Source organism: Nocardioides luti, assembly GCF_014212315.1.
In the GTDB taxonomy this organism is placed as follows: Bacteria; Actinomycetota; Actinomycetes; order Propionibacteriales; family Nocardioidaceae; genus Nocardioides; species Nocardioides luti.
Map to the genome: position 1 here is coordinate 3,488,902 of NZ_JACKXE010000001.1, position 18,687 is coordinate 3,507,588.

The 18,687-nt window shown below is 72.4% G+C and carries 17 protein-coding genes; 11 read left to right on the top strand and 6 right to left on the bottom strand.

The annotated features are described in order from the left end of the window. Window position 1: 1 nt before the first annotated feature. Window positions 2–1,789, bottom strand: a complete 1,788-nt coding sequence (locus H5V45_RS16565) for an ATP-binding protein (RefSeq protein WP_185253948.1) — start codon at window positions 1,787–1,789, stop codon at window positions 2–4. Between the two features lie 142 nt (window positions 1,790–1,931). Here H5V45_RS16565 and H5V45_RS16570 point away from each other — a divergent pair, with 142 nt between their 5' ends. Then, entirely contained in the window at window positions 1,932–2,969 is a 1,038-nt protein-coding gene (locus tag H5V45_RS16570; RefSeq protein ID WP_185253949.1) for a metallophosphoesterase, read from the top strand. Window positions 2,970–3,070: 101 nt separating this feature from the next. Here H5V45_RS16570 and H5V45_RS22450 read toward each other — a convergent pair whose 3' ends face one another. Continuing rightward, the gene (locus H5V45_RS22450; protein ID WP_185253950.1) at window positions 3,071–5,371 is read right to left on the bottom strand and encodes a M6 family metallopeptidase; all 2,301 of its coding nucleotides are present in this window, start codon (window positions 5,369–5,371) and stop codon (window positions 3,071–3,073) included. A gap of 239 nt (window positions 5,372–5,610) precedes the next feature. Between H5V45_RS22450 and H5V45_RS16580 the strand changes: the two genes are divergently transcribed. From H5V45_RS16580 to H5V45_RS16590, 3 genes are all read left to right on the top strand, one after another. Then, on the top strand, window positions 5,611–6,783 hold the full coding sequence (locus H5V45_RS16580; RefSeq protein ID WP_185253951.1) for an acyl-CoA dehydrogenase family protein: 1,173 nt from the start codon (window positions 5,611–5,613) through the stop codon (window positions 6,781–6,783). 75 nt (window positions 6,784–6,858) lie between these two features. Then, complete coding sequence (locus tag H5V45_RS16585; protein WP_185253952.1) at window positions 6,859–7,350, top strand: hypothetical protein; 492 nt, start codon at window positions 6,859–6,861, stop codon at window positions 7,348–7,350. A gap of 248 nt (window positions 7,351–7,598) precedes the next feature. After that, window positions 7,599–9,053, top strand: coding sequence for a hypothetical protein (locus H5V45_RS16590; RefSeq protein ID WP_185253953.1), 1,455 nt, complete (start codon window positions 7,599–7,601; stop codon window positions 9,051–9,053). A 12-nt stretch (window positions 9,054–9,065) separates the two neighbouring features. On the opposite strand, the gene H5V45_RS16595 is transcribed toward H5V45_RS16590, so the two are convergent. Together H5V45_RS16595 and H5V45_RS22015 are read right to left on the bottom strand one after the other, a co-directional pair. Beyond that, entirely contained in the window at window positions 9,066–9,455 is a 390-nt protein-coding gene (locus H5V45_RS16595) for a hypothetical protein (RefSeq protein WP_185253954.1), read from the bottom strand. Then, window positions 9,455–10,336, bottom strand: coding sequence for an adenylate/guanylate cyclase domain-containing protein (locus tag H5V45_RS22015; RefSeq protein ID WP_221634035.1), 882 nt, complete (start codon window positions 10,334–10,336; stop codon window positions 9,455–9,457). Before H5V45_RS22015 ends, H5V45_RS16595 begins: the two co-directional genes overlap by 1 nt. 87 nt (window positions 10,337–10,423) lie before the next feature. Here H5V45_RS22015 and H5V45_RS16605 point away from each other — a divergent pair, with 87 nt between their 5' ends. The 3 genes from H5V45_RS16605 (at window position 10,424) to H5V45_RS16610 (ending at window position 12,566) form a co-directional block, all read left to right on the top strand. Continuing rightward, a complete protein-coding gene (locus tag H5V45_RS16605) occupies window positions 10,424–11,818 on the top strand; it encodes an MFS transporter (protein WP_185253955.1) in 1,395 nt (464 codons plus the stop codon). Next, window positions 11,815–11,916, top strand: a complete 102-nt coding sequence (locus tag H5V45_RS22905; RefSeq protein WP_425491449.1) for an MFS transporter small subunit — start codon at window positions 11,815–11,817, stop codon at window positions 11,914–11,916. The genes H5V45_RS16605 and H5V45_RS22905 overlap by 4 nt, the downstream gene beginning before the upstream one ends. Before the next feature lie 86 nt (window positions 11,917–12,002). Further along, window positions 12,003–12,566, top strand: coding sequence for a GtrA family protein (locus tag H5V45_RS16610; RefSeq protein WP_185253956.1), 564 nt, complete (start codon window positions 12,003–12,005; stop codon window positions 12,564–12,566). On the opposite strand, the gene H5V45_RS16615 is transcribed toward H5V45_RS16610, so the two are convergent. Next, a complete protein-coding gene (locus H5V45_RS16615) occupies window positions 12,511–13,110 on the bottom strand; it encodes a Maf family protein (RefSeq protein ID WP_185253957.1) in 600 nt (199 codons plus the stop codon). The two genes, H5V45_RS16610 and H5V45_RS16615, sit on opposite strands and share 56 nt — an antisense overlap. A gap of 66 nt (window positions 13,111–13,176) precedes the next feature. On the opposite strand from H5V45_RS16615, the gene H5V45_RS16620 reads away from it, so the two are divergent. The 4 genes from H5V45_RS16620 to H5V45_RS16635 are packed head-to-tail and all read left to right on the top strand — an operon-like array spanning window position 13,177 to window position 18,051. Then, on the top strand, window positions 13,177–13,959 hold the full coding sequence (locus H5V45_RS16620) for a class I SAM-dependent methyltransferase (protein WP_185253958.1): 783 nt from the start codon (window positions 13,177–13,179) through the stop codon (window positions 13,957–13,959). Next, window positions 13,956–14,981 (top strand): glycosyltransferase, encoded by a 1,026-nt coding sequence (locus H5V45_RS16625; protein ID WP_185253959.1) that lies wholly within the window; start codon window positions 13,956–13,958, stop codon window positions 14,979–14,981. The genes H5V45_RS16620 and H5V45_RS16625 overlap by 4 nt, the downstream gene beginning before the upstream one ends. After that, window positions 14,978–15,898 (top strand): NAD-dependent epimerase/dehydratase family protein, encoded by a 921-nt coding sequence (locus H5V45_RS16630; RefSeq protein WP_185253960.1) that lies wholly within the window; start codon window positions 14,978–14,980, stop codon window positions 15,896–15,898. Before H5V45_RS16625 ends, H5V45_RS16630 begins: the two co-directional genes overlap by 4 nt. Beyond that, a complete protein-coding gene (locus H5V45_RS16635; RefSeq protein WP_185253961.1) occupies window positions 15,895–18,051 on the top strand; it encodes a hypothetical protein in 2,157 nt (718 codons plus the stop codon). Before H5V45_RS16630 ends, H5V45_RS16635 begins: the two co-directional genes overlap by 4 nt. Here H5V45_RS16635 and H5V45_RS16640 read toward each other — a convergent pair. Further along, on the bottom strand, window positions 18,048–18,641 hold the full coding sequence (locus H5V45_RS16640; RefSeq protein WP_343061600.1) for a TetR/AcrR family transcriptional regulator: 594 nt from the start codon (window positions 18,639–18,641) through the stop codon (window positions 18,048–18,050). The genes H5V45_RS16635 and H5V45_RS16640 overlap by 4 nt on opposite strands. Between the last annotated feature and the right edge of the window lie 46 nt (window positions 18,642–18,687).

Below are 18,687 nucleotides of genomic sequence, written 5' to 3' on the forward strand. Positions count from 1 at the left end.
ATCAGTCCTTGATCTCGCAGATCACGGCGCCGTTGGTCACGGTGGCGCCGACCTCGGCCTGCAGGCCCGTGACGGTGCCGGCCTTGTGCGCCTTGAGGGGCTGCTCCATCTTCATCGCCTCGAGCACCACGACGACGTCGCCCTCGGCGACCTCCTGGCCCTCCTCGACGGCGAGCTTGACGATGGTGCCCTGCATCGGGCTGGAGACCGCGTCGCCGCTGGCGGCGGCGCCGGCCTTCTTGCCCGCGGCCCGCTTCGGCTTCTTCGCACCGGCGGCCGGGCCGCTGGCGAGGCCGCCGAGGCCGGCCGGGAGGACGACCTCGAGGCGGCGACCGCCGACCTCGACGACCACCTTCTGGCGCTCACCGGGCTCCTCGGCCTCGGCCGAGTCGCCGGCGTACGGCTCGATCTGGTTGTCGAAGTCGGTCTCGATCCACTGCGTGTAGACGTCGAACGAGCCCTCGCCGGACGGCGTCGAGGGGCCGACGTACGCCGGGTCGCGGACGACCGCGCGGTGGAACGGGATCACGGTGGGCATGCCGTCGACGACGAACTCGTCGAGCGCGCGGCGCGAGCGCTCCAGCGCCTGCGTGCGGTCGCGGCCCGAGACGATGAGCTTGGCGATGAGCGAGTCGAAGGCGCCCGGGATGGTCTCGCCGTTCTCGTAGCCGCCGTCCAGGCGGATGCCGGGCCCGCTGGGCGGGCTCCAGGCCGAGAGGGTGCCGGGGGCGGGCATGAAGTTGCGGCCGCCGTCCTCGGCGTTGATGCGGTACTCGATGGAGTGGCCGCGGATCTCCGGGTCGTCGTACCCGAGCTCCTCGCCGGCCGCGATCCGGAACATCTCGCGGACCAGGTCGATCCCGGTGACCTCCTCGGAGACGCAGTGCTCGACCTGCAGGCGGGTGTTGACCTCGAGGAAGGAGATCGAGCCGTCCTGGGCGACGAGGAACTCGCACGTCCCGGCGCCGTAGTAGCCGGCCTCGCGCAGGATCCGCTTGGACGACTCGTAGAGCTCGGTCATCTGCTCGTCGGACAGGAACGGCGCGGGCGCCTCCTCGACGAGCTTCTGGTTGCGGCGCTGCAGCGAGCAGTCGCGGGTGGAGACGACGACGACGTTGCCGTGCTGGTCGGCCAGGCACTGGGTCTCGACGTGGCGCGGCTTGTCGAGGAACTTCTCGACCAGGCACTCGCCGCGGCCGAAGGCGCCGACCGCCTCGCGGACGGCCGACTCGAAGGCGTCGGGGATCTCCTCGATCGTGCGGGCGACCTTGAGGCCGCGGCCGCCACCGCCGAAGACCGCCTTGATGGCGATGGGGAGGCCGAACTCCTCCGCGAACGCGACGGCCTCGTCGGCGTCCTTGAGCGGGTCCTTGGTGCCGGGGGCGAGCGGGGCGTTCGCCTTCACGGCGATGTGCTTGGCCTTGGCCTTGTCGCCGAGCGCCTCGATGGCGGCGGGCGGGGGACCGATCCAGATCAGGCCGGCGTCGATCACGGCCTGCGCGAAGTCGGCGTTCTCGGCGAGGAAGCCGTAGCCCGGGTGCACGGAGTCAGCGCCGGACTTCTTCGCGACCGCGATGATCTTCTCGATGTCGAGGTAGGAGTCGGCGGGCGTCGCGCCGTCGAGCGAGTGCGCCTCGTCGGCGATCCGGACGAACATCGCGTCGCGGTCGGGCTCGGCGTAGACCGCCACGTTGCCGATCCCGGCGTCCTTGCACGCCCGGATGACCCGGACGGCGATCTCGCCTCGGTTGGCGACGAGGACCTTCTGCAGTGGCTTGCTCTCCGGCACGGACACTCCTGATCTCGGCTGACGGGACTCCGCTGGGCAGGGTATCGCCACCGGGACGTTCAGGCCCGAGCCGGGCGGCGCTCACGTGCCGTTCACCGCGGTCGGCGACGGTCGGGCTCCACCCAGCCGTCTCGGAGGACCCATGCGCATCACCCCGCTGCCCCTGCTCGCCACCACGTCCGTCGCGCTCGCCGCCGGCCTGGCCGTGGCCGTGCCGGCCGACGCCGGCTCCCCCCACGGCGCGCCGACGCCCCCGGCGTACTCCTTCGCCGTGATCGGCGACCTGCCGTACGGCGCCGACCAGATCGCCCGCTTCCCGGGCTGGATCCAGCAGATCAACGCGGACCCGGCGGTCCGTGCGGTGCTGCACGCCGGGGACATCAAGAACGGGTCGTCGGTGTGCAGCGACGACTACTTCGCGATGATCCGGAGCAATTTCGACACCTTCGAGGACCCGCTCGTCTACACGCCCGGCGACAACGAGTGGACCGACTGCCACCGCGCGAACAACGGCGCCTACGACCCGCTCGAGCGGCTCGCGAAGGTCCGCGAGGTGTTCTTCGACCAGCCGGGGACCACCCTCGGGCAGCACCCGCTGGAGGTCGCGTCCCAGGCGCGGCGCGGCTTCCCGGAGAACGTCGTCCTTCACCAGGCCGGCCTGAGCATCGCGGCCGTGAACGTCACCGGCAGCAACAACGGCCTCCAGCCCTGGACGGGTCTGGGGAAGACCGAGCCGACGCCGGAGCAGAGTGCGGCGGTGCGCGACCGGGTCCGCAACGACGTCGTCACGCTGCACCGGGCCTTCCAGGAGGCCCGCTCCCGGCACGACCGCGGCGTGGTGCTGCTGCAGCAGGCGGACATGTTCGACCCGACCTACACCCCGACGGAGAACGACATCAGCGCGTTCCGGCCCTGGGTGCAGGCGCTCGCCGCCGAGGCGGCGCGCTACCACGGCCCGGTCTACCTCTTCGACGGTGACAGCCACGTCTACAACGCGGACCGGCCGCTCGCGACCGGCTCGTCGTGGCTGACGACGTACGGCGTGAAGCGGGCCGCGGACAACCTCACCCGGGTGACGGTCGACGGCTCCTCGAACAACAACGACTACCTGCGGGTCACGGTGAACCAAGACCCGTCCGGCGACCTGCTGACGTGGGAGCGGGTGCCCTACACGAGCTGAGCCCCCTGGAGCAGAACGAGGCCGGCCCCGGCCCGGGATCGAGATCCCGGGCCGGGGCCGGCCGGTGCTGCTGGGTGGTGCGGGTGCTGCGGGGTGGTGCGTCAGCCGCGGTTGCCCGCGCCCTGGGGCGCGGCGACCTTGAGGTGGTAGCGGCCGTACTGCGTGACGGCCTCCGTCGGGTCGTACGGCGTCACGAGGACCGCCACGGTCGAGGCGGAGCTGCCGATGGCCTTGCGCAGCGCCTTGCCCTGGATCCAGCCGCGGTTCTCCTTGTTCAGCTCGAGCTGGTGGATCCAGCTCTTGCCGTTCGCGCCGATGGCGAGGATCTGGACGGTCCAGTCGTTCACCGGGACGGGGCTGACCTGGGTGATCGTCTGCCACCCGGCGATGGAGTCGCTGGGCAGCTTGGTGCCGGCCACGTCGATGTTGCGGACGAAGAACCCGCCCTCGTTGACGGCACCGTCGGTGATGTAGCGGAAGCCCACCAGGATCTTCTTGCCGGCGTACTTCGCCAGGTCGGCGTGCTCGGTGAGCCAGCCGCCCGAGTCACCGGTGAAGCCGGGGAGGTTCGCGACGACGCCGGGGTCGGCGGCCGGGTCGGGCTCCGAGGTGGTGTCCTCGGTGGCCAGCGACGTCCACGACTTGCCGCCGTCGGTCGAGACCTGGACGAAGCCGTAGTCCCACGTCTCCTCGGCGTCGAAGAGCGTCTCGAACGAGAGCGTGCCGCCGCCGGCCGGGACGGTGACCGCCCGGACGATGGAGCGGTCGAGGTTCTCGCCGCAGCCGCTGTAGAGCGCGGCCGCGCCGGTGCCGTCCTCGACCGCACCACAGGTGGTGTCGGCCGTGGTGGCGGCGGGCGGGGTCGAGTCGACGGTCCACTGGACCTTCGAGGGGGTGTAGCTCTCGGCGCCGTTGAAGCTGATCCGCTTGATCTTCTTGGCCTTCAGCCAGTGGTCGACCGAGCCGAGGCGGACGTAGTCCGCACCGTTGGTCGGGGCACCCTCGCTGTTGTAGGACTGCGGGTTCGACCAGTTGATCTCGCTGTTGAGCTGCGAGGCCGTCAGCCACTTCTTGCTGCCGCCCTTGACCGTGCCGCTCTCGTCGATGGCCGAGTCCAGCGCCATCGTGGCGAGCCAGTCGTGCAGGGTCTGCTTGGCGTTCTTGGTGGCGTCGAACTGCTTGAGGACCTTGTTCAGGCCCTTGATGCCGTTCGCGTCCTCACGGTGCAGCGTGCTCATGAAGTCCTCGCCGTAGTGCGAGGAGAGGTACATCATGAAGGAGTACGCCGCGCCGTAGTCGCAGAGGATCTCCGGACCACCCTGGTCGCCCCAGCGGGTCAGGGAGTTCTCGGCGCCGCCGTAGCTCTCGGGCAGGAAGCCCTGGAAGCAGCCGATGTGCGAGTCGGCGTCCTTGTCGGTCGGCGGGAGCGACGTGTCGACGTACCCGACGAGCGTCTGGGCGTAGTCCGAGAGGCCCTCGTTGACCCAGCTGGCCTCGTCGGCGTCCTCGTAGTGCTCCAGCAGGTGCTGGTACTCGTGGGCGAAGGTGCCCTCGTAGAGGCGCGGGTTCGGCTTCCCGGAGGCAGCGGCACAGGCCTGGTAGGCCGGGTCGGCCGAGTCGTCAGGAGGCGTGGCACCCGTGCGGTGCAGCCAGTCGTAGGCGTCGATCGTCATGATGTTGCGATCGGTGTAGTCGTTGAACGTCGAGTAGAAGAAGCCCGCGATGTACGTCTGGCCGTCGGGCGTCGACGGGTCGTAGTAGTTCGCGTCGCGGACGTTGTCGACGAGGACGACGATGTCGTCGGCCTGGGCGGCGGAGACCTCGTAGTAGTCGGCGCTGCCGTCGGGGCCGTTGATCAGGTTGTTCGTGCCGGAGAGGGACGGCGGGACCGAGAAGGACGCCGACTCCTTCGGGTAGATGTTGTTGTCGAACTGGTCGACGAAGCCGTTGACCTGGGCGTCGGTGATGTCCGTGAGGCCGAGGTCGTTGCGGCAGTCGCCGGCGGGGAACGTCGTGTCCTTGGCGACCCACACCTGGATGTGGTTGCCGAGGCCGCGCAGGACGTAGTCCTTGCGGTAGATGCTGCCGCTGACGTCGTTGTTCGCGAGCCAGCTGCGGGTCTCGCCGACGCTGGGGTCGTGCGGCGCGCGCTGCTGGGCGCCACGGTTGGCCGGGCCCTTCTTCACCGCGGTCTTCAGCTCGCCCGTGGCGGGCAGGGCCTTGCCGTCGTTGTAGTTCGGACCGACGGTCCGGACGTCCGAGCCCGGCGCGGTCTTGGCCTGGGCGGGTCGGTTGGGGGCCGACGGGTCGGCGGTGGCCGAACCGATCGGGGCCACCAGCGCAGCTGTCACGGCGGCTGCCGTGGCGATGCCGAGAATTGCGGCACCGTGCGTGCGTTGCATGTGCACTCCACTCATTGAGATGGGAAAGCGCGCGCACGGACTCCAGGGATGGTGTGCCCGAGATCGCGCCTGCCTGACCGGGCCAGACAACACGCAAATGTGGTGGGTGGCAACAGTCGTGCCGGACGATTTACAGGAATGTGACGCCGCAGGTGTCCGACTTCCGGTGCGGCCGCCTGGTTCACCCCGCCCGCGCCGACGGTTAACAAACGCTAACCACGGGCGCTAGCATGGCGGCCATGACGTACGAGCTGTCCCGTGAGCACGAAGAGTTCCGCCGCAGCGTCCGCGAGTTCGCGGAGGCCGAGATCGCGCCGCACGCGGCGCAGTGGGACCGCGACCACCACTTCCCGGTCGACGTGGTGCAGAAGATGGGCAAGCTCGGGCTCTTCGGGCTGACCTCGCCCGAGGAGTACGGCGGTGCGGGGGAGGACGGCGACTTCACCAGCCTGTGCGTCGCCATCGAGGAGATCGGCCGCGTCGACCAGTCGATGGGGATCACCCTGCAGGCCGGCGTGGGCCTCGGCATCAACCCGATCCTGACCTACGGCACCGACGAGCAGAAGCAGCAGTGGCTGCCCGACCTCGTCGCCGCCGACCGGCTCGCGGGCTTCGGCCTGACCGAGCCCGGCGCCGGCTCCGACGCCGGCGCCACGAAGACCAAGGCCGAGCTGGTCGGCGACGAGTGGGTCGTCAACGGCGCCAAGCAGTTCATCACCAACTCGGGCTCCGAGATCACCAGCCTGGTCACGGTCACCGCCCGGACCGGCACGCGCGAGGACGGCCGGCCGGAGATCTCCGCGATCATGGTCCCCTCCGACACCGCGGGCTTCACCGCCGAGAAGGCCTACGACAAGCTCGGCTGGCACGCCTCCGACACCCACCCGCTGTCGTTCGCCGACGCGCACGTCCCCGCCGGCAACCTGCTCGGCGAGCAGGGCCGCGGGTACGCACAGTTCCTCGCCACCCTCGACGACGGCCGGGTCGCGATCTCCGCCCTGTCGGTCGGTTGCATCCAGGCCTGCCTCGACATGGCGCTGCAGTACGCCGGCGAGCGCCAGACCTTCGGGGGCCCGATCGGCCGCAAGCAGGGGGTCGCGTTCCAAATCGCCGACCTCGAGACGATGCTGCACGCCGCCCGCCTGCTGACCTACCGGGCCGCCTCGATGAAGGACGCCGGAGCGCCGTACAAGGAGTTCAAGCAGGCCGCCGCCGTCGCCAAGCTCTACTCCACCGAGTCCGCCGTGACCGCGACCCGGATCGCCACCCAGGTCTTCGGCGGCTACGGCTTCATGGAGGAGTACCCCGTCGCCCGGTTCTACCGCGACGCCAAGGTGCTCGAGATCGGCGAGGGCACCTCCGAGGTGCAGCGGATGCTGATCGCGCGGGGGCTCGGCCTGCCGGTCGAGTGAGTCGGGGAACCGGCCGGCGGCGGTGAGCGTCCGACCCGCATCGATGCGGACGGAGGCGGCCTCGTGCGGACGGCAGTGAGGACCTTGACGGCGGTGGCGGCCGTGGTCGCGGCGACCTCGGTCGCCGGCTGCCGGGGCGAGTCCGGTGGGACGGCCCCCGACGACGTACCGCCCACTCCGGTGGTCGAGGGGGCGCACGCCGGCTCGTTGACCGCGGAGGAGCGGGCGCTCGCGACGTCGATCGCCCAGCATCGGCAGCGCCAGGTGGAGGGCACCTTCGTCGGTGCCACTGCCGTTGTCACGCGCGGCACGCCGTTCGACCCGGGATCGGCCTGCAACGGTGGCGAGCGCTGGCTCGACATCCGGCTGGTGTGGGAGTCGCCCGCCGACTTCGTCCACTCCGGCATGCCGGGTGCGCCACCCGACGGGCCCCGCCAGGCGCTGCTGCTCGTCGCCGACCCCGTCACCGGGCACCTCTGCCAGACCGCGGCGATGTACCGCGACGTGGGCGCGGGGCCGGACGAGGCCCTGCTGTACGGCGCCTGGCCGGATCCGGCCGACAGCTAGAGCGGGCGGACCTGCCCCGGCGAGCTGTTGCCATGCTCAGATCCCCTGTCACTCCGTGCAGAGGGTCGACGGAGCCGGCTGGGAGCGACGCTTGATGGTGCCCGGTCGAGGCGTCGTCAGTCGCGCATCGGACCTTGACCGGCCTCCTCATTCGGCACCAGTCCGGTCACGACGAGCGATGGAGTAGCCACCCTGAATAGGAGGTCACCAGGTCTTGTCATCGAACAGGTGTTCGGTTATCATGTGACATGGCCGTCGATCTCGTCACCGAGCTCGACCCCGGGCAGACGCTACGGGGTCTGGAGCTGATGGTGGTGCGCCGCCGGGCGGTCGAGGTCGACGAGCTGTTGCTGGTGGCGCGGTGGTGCGAGCTGCAGTCCACCGACCCGCGTGACGACCCGCGACCGCACCCGGAGCGGCCGTTGCCGCCCGGCTCGGACCGGTTGGTCCGTCTGGGTGGGGTCGGGACGCCGTCGGTGCGGGAGCTGACCCTGGCCGAGCTCGGCATCGCTCGTGGTGTGCACGTGTTGTCCGCCCGTGCGGTCGCGGCGGACGTGCTGGACCTGCGGTTCCGGCTGCCCCGGACCTGGGAGGTCTTCCTCGACGGCCGCTGCGACGCCTGGGTCGCCCGCCGGGTCGCGTCGATGTCCCGGAAGCTGTCCGTCCAGGGGGCTGCCCTCGTCGATGCCGCTGTCGCGGAGGTCATCGGGTCCGAGGCACCCGGCCGGGTGCTGGCGATCGCGGAGGCCAAGGTCGTCGAGGCCGACGTCGCCGCCCACGAGGAAGCCGTCGCCGCGGAGAAGCGCCGTCGGTACGTCTCCCTCACCCGCACCGACGAGCACGGCCTCCGCACCGTGATCGCGCGCATCGGGGCCGGCGACGCCGCCTACGTCGACGCCGTCGTGACCCGGGTCGCCGACATCCTCGCCACCCGCCCCGAGCACACCGACACCACCCGCGACGTCCTCCGCGCACTCGCGTTCGGGTGGCTCGCCCGCCCCGCCGAGCTCCTCACCCTCCTCCTCGAGCACACCGAAGAACCCGAAGAGGACCCCGAGGTGCCGTCGCGGGCCCTCGCGTTCCCCGCCGACCTCCTGCCAGCCCTGCGGGCCGTGGACCCGAAGCAGCTCCGCCCGAAGGCCGTGCTCTACGTCCACCTCCACGAGGCCGCCCTCACCGGCACCCCCGCCGTGGCCCGGGTCGAGGGCATCGGCCCGCACACCCTGTCCCAGCTCAAGGACCTCCTCGCCGGCACGGACGTGGTCGTGAAGCCCGTGATCGACCTGACCGACCGGGTCAGCGTCAACTGCTACGAGCACCCCACCCGGATCGCCGAGCGCGTCCACCTCGAACAACCCGGCGACACCTTCCCCCACGCCCGGACCGTCTCGCGGAGCTTGGATCTCGACCACCGCCGCGCCTACCGAGCCCAAGGACCACCCGGTCAGACCGGGCTCGACACCTCACAACCCCTCGGCCGCACCGCCCACCGGGCCAAGACCCACCTCGGCTACCAGGTGAAACCCGTCCCCGGCGGCGGCACCCTGTGGCGCACCCCGCACGCACTCGTCCGTGTCGTCGACGAGCACGGCACCCACCACGTCACCCCCGCCGAAGCCGCAGCCCTCACCGGCACCGACGCCTACGAGCGCGCCATCACCCGCGTGGTGATCCAGGTCCGCACCGGCCAGATCACCCGCTGACGACCGCGCGGGTCAGTCCGGCTCGAGCGCGTCGCGGAAGTACGACACGCTGCCGTCCCGGTTCCGCACGAACCACTCGCCCGGGCCTCCGTCGGGCTCCTCGGGCAGCTCGCGCGTCGGCGAGGGCTCCCAGTCGTGGGTCGAGAACACCAGGAACGCCGTGCCCTCCGGTGTCGCCAGCACCCGCTCCCTCAGCCACGTCACGCCCGGGTCGTCGCTGCCGTGGACGACCCCCAGGTGCGTGGACCACTCGTCCGGCGTCATCACCACCTCGACGGTCCGGGGCGCACCGTCCGCGGTCTCGAACGTGACCTCGAGGCCGCCGGGGACCTCCCGGACGAGAGCCCAGGAGCCGACGTACGCGAGGAGTCGCTGCCAGTCGAGGTCGTCGTGGGCGCGCACTACTCGTCGCCCGCGCCGTCCCACGCCACGGGGTGCACGGCGTGCACGCCGGCGAAGCCCTTGAGCTCGACCTCGCGCGGCTCGGCGAAGGCGAGGTCGGCGTCGTCGGCCAGCGCGGCGCGGACGGGCTCGGAGACCAGGACCTCGCCGCCCTCGGCCAGTCCGGCGACCCGGGCGGCGAAGGCGACGTTGCGGCCGAAGAGGTCGCCGTCGAGGTGGACGGCGTCGCCCTGGTGGACGCCGATCCGGACCCGGAGGGGCGTACGCCCGGGGCGCCGGCGGCGGGCCGCGAGCGAGCGCTGGACGTCCACGGCGCAGCCCACCGCCTGCCGGGGCGTGCCGAAGGCGACCATGAAGCCGTCGCCCTGGGTCTTCACCACGTGGCCGGCGTGCTGGTCCACGCGGTCGCGGACGATCCGGTCGTGCTTGCCGAGCAGCCGCACCCAGTCGCGGTCGCCGAGCTGTTCGTTGAGGGCCGTCGAGCCCTCGATGTCGGAGAACAGGATGGCCACGGTCCCGTCCGCGTCCGCGAGCCGGGCGAGGTCCGGCCGCTCCACCTGCGCCCAGCCGGCCAGGTCCTCGATCGAGCTGCGCAGCGCCCCGCCGACCCCCTTGTCGCGGACCAGCGCGGCGGTCTCCCAGACCGCCTTCACCGCCTCGCGCCCGGTGGGCAGCCCGCTCGGGAGCACGCCCGGCAGGACCCCGGGCAGCACGCGACGGCGCTCGCGCCCGGGGGTGGGAGCGCTCAGGGCCTCGACCACGGCGTCGAGGTCGGCCACCCGGCGACGGCTGCGGCGCAGCGCGAGGGCCAGCGCGCCGAGGGCGACGGCCTCGAGCAGGGCGACCAGGCCGAGCGCGAGGGCGACCCAGGGCTCGGACACGGCGTCATCGTGCCAGAGAGTGCCCGGTCGGTGATTGAAGACTGGTCTACCGGGTACGCGTGACCCAACTCACCATGGAGGTGTCTCGTGGTTCCGTCCTTCCTCGCCCGGGAGAAGACCGTCGCCGGTCCCGGCTACAGCCGTTGGCTGATCCCGCCCGCCGCTCTCGCCGTCCACCTGTGCATCGGCCAGGTCTACGCAACGAGCGTCTACAAGAACGCGCTCGTCGCACACTTCGACACCAGCCTCACCGCCGTCGGCGTGATCTTCTCGATCGCGATCGTGATGCTCGGCCTCTCGGCCGCCGTCTTCGGCACCTGGGTCGACACCAACGGCCCCCGCGCGGCCATGTTCGTGGCCGCCTGCCTGTGGAGCCTCGGCTTCCTGGTCGGGGCCGTCGGCATCGGCACCGGCCAGCTCTGGCTCGTCTACCTCGGGTACGGCGGCATCGGCGGCATCGGTCTCGGCATCGGCTACATCTCGCCGGTCTCCACGCTGATCAAGTGGTTCCCGGACCGCCCCGGCCTCGCGACCGGCATGGCGATCATGGGCTTCGGCGGCGGCGCGCTGATCGCCAGCCCGCTGAGCGGTCGCCTGATGGCGCTCTACGACTCGTCGTACGTCGCCACGGACGTGACATCGGTCCCCGACGGCCACGCGGTGATGATGCTGTTCATCACGCTCGGCATCGTCTACTTCTGCTTCATGATGTTCGGCGCCTTCACCGTCCGGGTGCCGGCCGACGACTGGAAGCCCGAGGGCTTCGAGCCCAGCCAGGTCGCGTCCAAGGCCCTGGTCACGACCGCCAGCGTCTCCGCGGCCAACGCGATCAGGACGCCGCAGTTCTGGCTGCTCTGGACGGTGCTGTTCTGCAACGTCACCGCCGGCATCGGCATCCTCGAGCAGGCCGCCCCGATGATCCAGGACTTCTTCCGCGACGGCGCCGACTCCAGCGTCAGCGCCGCTGCTGCCGCCGGCTTCGTCGGGCTGCTGTCGCTGGCCAACATGGCCGGCCGCTTCGTCTGGTCCTCGACGTCGGACGTCGTGGGGCGCAAGCCGATCTACGTCGTCTACCTCGGGGTCGGGCTGGTGCTCTACCTGCTGCTCGCGCTCACCGGCTCGTCCAGCACGCTGCTGTTCGTGCTGCTGGCCGCGGTCATCATCTCGTTCTACGGCGGCGGCTTCGCCACGGTCCCGGCGTACCTCCGCGACCTGTTCGGCACCTTCCAGGTCGGCGCCATCCACGGCCGGCTGCTGACGGCTTGGGCCGCGGCCGGCGTCGCCGGTCCGCTCATCGTCAACAAGTTCCTGGACGCGCAGGGCACGCCCGGTGAGCTGGTCGCGGCGGACTACCGCAACGGCCTGCTGACGATGGTCGTGCTGCTCGCCATCGGCTCGGTGGCCAACCTGCTCATCCGTCCCGTCGACGACCGGTTCCACGAGCCGGAGTCGCACGACAAGCTCGAGGAGGCACGCGCATGACCGCACGCATCACGGTGGCCTGGGCCCTGGTCGGCATCCCGCTGGCGTACGGCCTGGTCGAGACGATCCGCAAGGCGGCGACGCTCTTCTCGGGCTGACCTCGCCTCACGACTCCCGCGGGTACGCCACCCGCGGGAGTCGTGCCTGCGGTCGCCCGGGCGCGGGGTTGGTTAGCCTTGCGCCCATGGGAAGCCGTTGGCAGCGCCTGCTCGCCGAGGTCGGGCGCTTCCTCACCGTCGGCGGAGTCGCCACGATCGTGGCGTTCGTGATCTTCAACTTCCTCGTGCACGGCTTCAACACCGAGCACAAGGCGCTCCTCGACGACCACGTGATCGTGGCCTACGTGCTCGCCAACACGGTCGGCATGCTGATCTCCTACCGCGGCAGCCGCAGCTGGGCCTTCCGCGACCGGCCCCCGGTGCACGCCGACGGCGGCCGCACCGCGTTCGTCATCATCAACCTGGCGACGATGGTGCTGCCGATCGGCTGCCTGGCCGTCAGCCGCAACGTCCTCGGCCTCGACGACCCGTACTCCGACAACATCTCCGCGAACGTCATCGGCCTGTTCCTCGGCCTGGTCGCGCGGTTCTACCTGTTCCGGACGTTCGTCTTCCGGCTGCCGGTCGCGCACGTGCCGAACCTGCCCGAGCTGCTGCTGCAGCTCGAGGAGGAGGGGACGCCCGGGACGCCGCTCAGCGGGTCCACAGACCTGTCCACGCGTGGCCCAGCTCTGCCACCAGCTCCCTGACCAGCGGCAGGCTCACCCCGACCACGTTGTGGTGGTCGCCCTCGATCCCGGTGACGAACGCGCCGCCGAGCCCGTCGACGGTGAAGGCGCCGGCGACGTGCAGCGGCTCGCCGGTCGCGACGTACGCCGCCACCTCGTCGTCGCCGATGTCCGCGAAGTGCACGGTGGTGGACGCGGTCGCCGCGGCGACCCGGTCGGTCGCGGTGTCGCGCAGGCAGTGACCGGTGCGCAGCACGCCGGTGCGGCCGCGCATCGCGTGCCAGCGCCGGACCGCCTCGTCGGCGTCGGCGGGCTTGCCGAGCGCCTCGCCGTCGAGCTCGAGCACGGAGTCGCACCCGAGCACCAGGGCGCCGGCCGGGAGATCCGCACGGGCGGCGACCGCCCCGCACTTGAGCTCCGCGAGCTGCAGGGCGAGCTCGGCCGGCGGCAGGCCGTCGAGCTGGGACTCGTCGACCCCGGACACGATCACGACCGGCTCGATCCCGGCGCTGCGGAGGGTGGCGAGGCGGGCCGGGGAGGCGGAGGCGAGCACCAGCGTCGTCATGGGTCGAGCGTAGTGCGGTCGCCGCTCGTTCAGGTTCCTGCCACCTGAGCCGTGTAAGCATGGGGCATGGTCTCGGGTGGCTCACCTTCGCTCGGTCGACCCGAGTACTGGTGGTACCGCGCACGGGCCGACCTGCTCCGGGTCGCCCTGGGCGAGCACGTGGGCAGCCCCGCCCGCCTGCTCGACGTGGGCAGCGCCGACGGGCCGAGCGTCGGCTGGCTGGCCCGCTCCGGGCACCGCGTGGCGGTCGACCTTGACCCGCGGGGACTCGGCCGCGGCGACGTCTGCGCCTCGGTGATGGACCTGCCCTTCGCCGACGGCTCGTTCGACGTGGTGGCCGCCTTCGACGTGGTCGAGCACTGCGAGCCCGAGGCCCGGGCCCTGGCCGAGATCGCCCGCGTCCTGGCGCCGGGCGGACGGTTGCTGATGAGCGTGCCGGCCTACCAGTGGGCCTGGACGCACTTCGACGAGCACAACCACCACCACCGCCGCTACACGCGACCCCGCGCGGTCCGCGCGGTCGAGGCGGGCGGCCTCGAGGTGCTGCGGGCGTCGTACCTCTTCGCCGGCACGCTGCCGTTCTTCGCCGCGGACCGGCTCCGCACCCGCCTGCGCGAGCGGGGCCGCCGCGCCGACCGTCTCGACGAGGGGGACGTGCCGGGCCTGCCCGAGGTCGCCCCGTGGATCGAGCGGACCCTGCTCGCCGCGACGGCGGTCGACCGCCGGTTGCTCGGCCTCGTCGACCTGCCGTTCGGGTCGTCGGTCGTGGTGGCCGCCCGCAAGCCGCTGTCGACCCCGCACGCCGACGAGCAGTCGTCGACCCGGACCCCGTCAGGAGCACGCCGATGAGCACCGCCCCGCGCGAGCACACCGTCTCGGTCGTGGTGCCGGTCTACCGCGGCGCCGTCACGCTGGACGCGCTCGTGGCGGAGATCGCCGCCCTCGCCGAGCCGTTCCGGACGCCGGGCGGCCACCTGGCGCGGGTCTCCGAGGTGGTCCTGGTCCACGACTGCGGGCCCGACGACTCCGACGTCGTGATCCGCCGGCTCGCGGCGGCGCACGACTGGGTGCGCCCCGTGTGGCTCAGCCGCAACTACGGCCAGCACGCGGCGAGCATGGCCGGCATGGCGTCCTCCGGCGGGGACTGGGTGGCCACGATCGACGAGGACGGCCAGCACGACCCCGCCGACCTCGGCGCCCTGCTCGACCGCGCGATCACCGAGCGCGCCGACGTCGTCTACGCCGCGCCCACGAACCCCGCGCCCCACGGCGCCTTCCGCAACACCGTCTCGCGCGGGGCCAAGACGTCGCTGAGGTGGATGACCGGCAACCGCGACGCCAGCAGCTTCCACAGCTACCGCCTGGTGCTCGGCGAGGTGGCCCGCAGCGTCGCGGCGTACGCCGGGTCGGGGGTCTACCTCGACGTCGCCCTCGGCTGGGTCTCCCGGCGGGTCGCGACGCAGCCGGTCCGGCTGCGGGCCGAGGGGGACCGGCCGTCGGGCTACTCCTTCGGCACCCTGCTCTCGCACTACCGCCGGATGGTCGTCACGGGCGGCACCCGCCTGCTGCGGGTGGTGAGCCTGGTCGGGCTCCTCCTGGCCGTCCTCGGCTTCCTCGGCGCGATCGCGATCGTGTGGGCGCGGATCCACGGGAGCGTGGTCGTGCAGGGCTGGGCGTCGATGATGGTCGTCACCCTGATCTCGTCGGGCTTCGTGCTCGTGTCGCTCGGCGTCGTCGCGGAGTACGTCGGCGCCGCGGTCAACATGGCGCTGGGCCGCCCGCTCTACGTCATCGTGCGCGACCGCGAGGACGGGCCGCTCGGCAGCGCCGGGGCCGTGCGCGCGACGGACGACGAGGAGGCGCTGCGGTGACCACGCTGGTGGTGGGGCGGGGGCTGCTCGGCTCCCAGGTCGAGGCGCGGCTGCGCGGTGACGGCGACTGCGTCCGCACCGTCGACGTCCCGTGGGGCGACCACGACGCCGCGCTCGCGGCGCTGCTCGCCGCGACCCGCGCGGCCGCGGCGTCCGGCGGCCGCTGGCGCCTCGTGTGGACGGCGGGGGCCGGCGTGGTCGCCACCCCGGCCGAGGACGTCGCCGCCGAGGTCGCGCTCTTCCGGGCCTTCGTGGCGGGCGTGGTCGACCTGCCGGACGACTTCTTCCTGGCCTCGTCGGCCGGTGGCGTCTACGCCGGCTCCCCGGATCCCGCCCCGTTCTCCGAGACCTCCGCGACGCACGCGCTGGCGCCGTACGGCCACGCGAAGCTGGCGATGGAGGTCGCCGTGCGCGACCTGGCCGCCCGGGGCACCCGTGTCCTGGTGGGGCGGCTCGCCAACCTCTACGGCCCCGGCCAGGACCTCGCCAAGCCCCAGGGGCTGGTCTCCCAGGTCTGCCTGACCCAGCTCACCCGCACGACGCTCAACCTCTACGTCTCCCTCGACACCCTGCGGGACTACCTCTACGTCGCGGACGCGGCGGCCATGGTGGTCGCGGGGCTCGACCTGCTGGCCGCCGAGCCGCCCGGAACGGTGGTGACCAAGGTGCTGGCCTCCGGGCGCTCGCTCAGCGTGGCCGCGGTCGTGGGGGAGTCCAGCCGCGGGTTCCGGCGTCGGCCGCGGCTGTCGACGCGCTCGGCGACCGGGCCGCAGGTGCTCGACCTCCGGCTCCGCTCCGAGGTCTGGACCGAGCTGGACGTCCTGGCCACGACGCCGTTCGCGGTGGGGCTGCACTCGACCACGGAGGACATCGCCGCGCAGCTGCGGTCGGCCGACCTCCAGGTAGCCGGCGCGTGACGGACCCGCCCGGCGGCCAGGGCGGCGGCTCGGCCGCTCACGAACGCACCTGGCTGCTGGTCGCCCTGGCGGCGGTCTGGCTCGCGTGGGCCTTCCCCCTGCTCGGGGACGGCCGGCACTACTTCCAGGGCGACACCGCGAACGCGTACTACGGCTGGTTCCACCACTTCGGCACGGCGCTGCTGCACGGCCACTGGCCGATGTTCGACGCCCAGGCCGGCTCCGCGGGCAACCCGCTCGCCGAGGGGCAGGAGGGGCTCTACAGCCCGCTGACCGCCCTCATCGCCGTGGGCGCCGCGGTGGCGCCGCAGGTCGTCGTCTACGCCACGCTGGTGAAGTTCGCCATCGTCACGATCTCCGTCACGGGCGTCTTCGCCCTGGCGAGGTCGTACGCCGTCCGCCCGGGTCTGGCCGCTGCGGCCGCCGTCGCCGTGCCGCTGTGCGGCTTCACCCTCACCAACGACGCCCCGCGCTGGGTGGCCGGCCAGCTGGTCGCCGCGCTGCTGCCGTGGGCCTGGTGCACCGCCCGCCGGATGCTGGCCGGCGGGCACCCGTGGCCGGCGCTGCTGAGCGCGGCGCTCGTGGTCACGACCGGCTACGTCTTCGGGACGATGTACCTCGCGCTCGTCCTGGGTGGGCTGCTCCTGGAGCGGCTGGTCGCGCGCGAGTGGGTCGCCGTGCGCCGGCTGCTCCTGCTCGGCGTCTTCTGTGCCCTGCTCGCGGTCACGGTCTACCTGCCGGGGATCCTGACCGCGCCCGTGACCTTCCGCAACGCCTGGACCGTCGGCGGCGACGGCTTCCTCCAGATGGACCCACTCACCCTGCTGCTCACCGGCCAGCCGACCACCGTCCCGCCCACGGTCGACCTGCTCCCGGACCCCGTGCTGGGCGCCCGGCAGGTGCCGTTCACCTACGTCGCGTGGTTCCTGCCCGTGCTCCTCTGGCTCGACCCGGCCCGGCTGCGCGGGCGCGGGCCGACCTGGATCTCGCTGCTGGTGCCGCTCGTGCTGACGGCGGTCTGGACGCTGCTGCCCTACAACATGGGCCCGATCCGGATGCCCGGCCGCGTGATGTCCGCGCTGAGCCTCGCGCTGGTGCTCCTCGTGGTCGTGCTGCTCGACCGGGCCGTGGTCCGCCGCCCGGGGCCGGTCCGGATCGGCGCGACCCTGGTCTGGGCGGTCGGGGCCGCGGTGCTGGCCGCCCTGCTGCACCCCGCGAGCGCCTGGCTGCAGGTCGCCGGTGGCGCGGCGGTGGTGGTCGGTCTGGTGGTCGCGACCTGGGCGGCCCGCCGCGGCCGTGGCCTCCCCGTCGTGCTCGTGGCGGCCTCGGTCGGTGTGGCCGTCCTGCAGCTCGCCCTCCTGCCCGACTCGATCGGCGGGCAGCGCCACGCGCCGTCGCACCTGGACGACTATCCCGCGGTGCTGCAGGACAGCCGGGGCGACGTCTTCGCGATCGGCCTCACCCGCACGGCCATCGACACGCACCCCGAGGTGTCGCAGGCGATGCTCACCGGCAGCATGTGGGACCTCACCGGGAAGCCGGTCCACAACGGCTACACGACGATCGGCTTCCGCGGCTACAACGACCGGTTCTGCCTGCGCTACAACGGCGAGGCCTGCCCGGCCGCCCTCGCCGCGATGTTCACGGTGCAGCCCGAGACCGGGCTGCGGTGGGTCGACCTGCACGCGATCAGCACGCTGGTCCTGTACGACGACCCCGACGTCCCGGTGGGGGACCCGCCCGCAGGCTGGCACGTGGCCGGGCGCAACGGCGTCGTGGTCACCTGGGTCCGTGACGACGTCGTGCCCACCGCCGGCGGCGTCGTGTGGTCGTCGGCCGGGACGCAGGTGCACCAGGTCGCGCAGTCCGAGACGAGCACGTCGTTCGTGGTCGACGCGGTGGGGGACGACCCGAGCGTGGTCCTGAGCCGCCTGGCCTGGCCCGGCTACGAGGTCGACGGCGCGCGGTTCGGGTCACCGCTCGAGCGCCAGCTGGTCCGGGTCGAGCTCGACCCCGACCGGGTGGGGGAGACCGTCACGGTGACCTTCCGCCCGCCCGGGTGGCACCTGGAGCTGGCGACGCTCGGCGGGGCGGTGCTGCTGGGTGCCGGCTGGTGCGTGGTCGCGAAGCGCCGGCGTCGCGCCGTCGGCTAGGCGGGCGGGGCCAGGCCCGGCAGGGCGTCGCCGAAGGCGCACAGGGTGAGGGCCGACAGGGGACTCTGCGGGTCGACGTGCTCGGGTGCCCGCATCGAGATCATCACGTTGAGCAGCATCCCGTAGGCCACGAAGTCACGCGCCTGCTCGTCGTCCCAGCCGGTGCGCTTGATGGTCGCGAACACCTCGCCCATGCAGCGCCGGGCGGCGGCCGCGATCTCCTCGGTGCCGCCGGACGAGAAGCCGTGCATCATCACCTGCAGGAAGTCGCGGTCCTCGAGCAGCTCGCTGTAGGCCATCCCCATCCGGGCCTTGTCGTCCTCGCTGGCCGGGTCGAAGTCGCCGTCGTCCAGGACGGCCGCGAAGGCGTCGCGGATCCGCCCGACGGCACGCTCGAAGACCTCGAGGAACAGCTCGAGCTTGGTGCCGAAGATCCGCACGACGTACGGCTGCGACACCCCGGCCTCGCGGGCCACCGCGTCGGTGCTGGTGCCGTGGAACCCGCCCCGCGCGAACGCCCGGGTCGCCGCCTCGAGCACGAGCTCGCGGCGGTCGTCGGCGCTCATCCGGGGGATGCGTTCGGTGCTCACGCTTGACAGGTTATCACTTGATTACTTAACCTCGCGGCATCAAGTA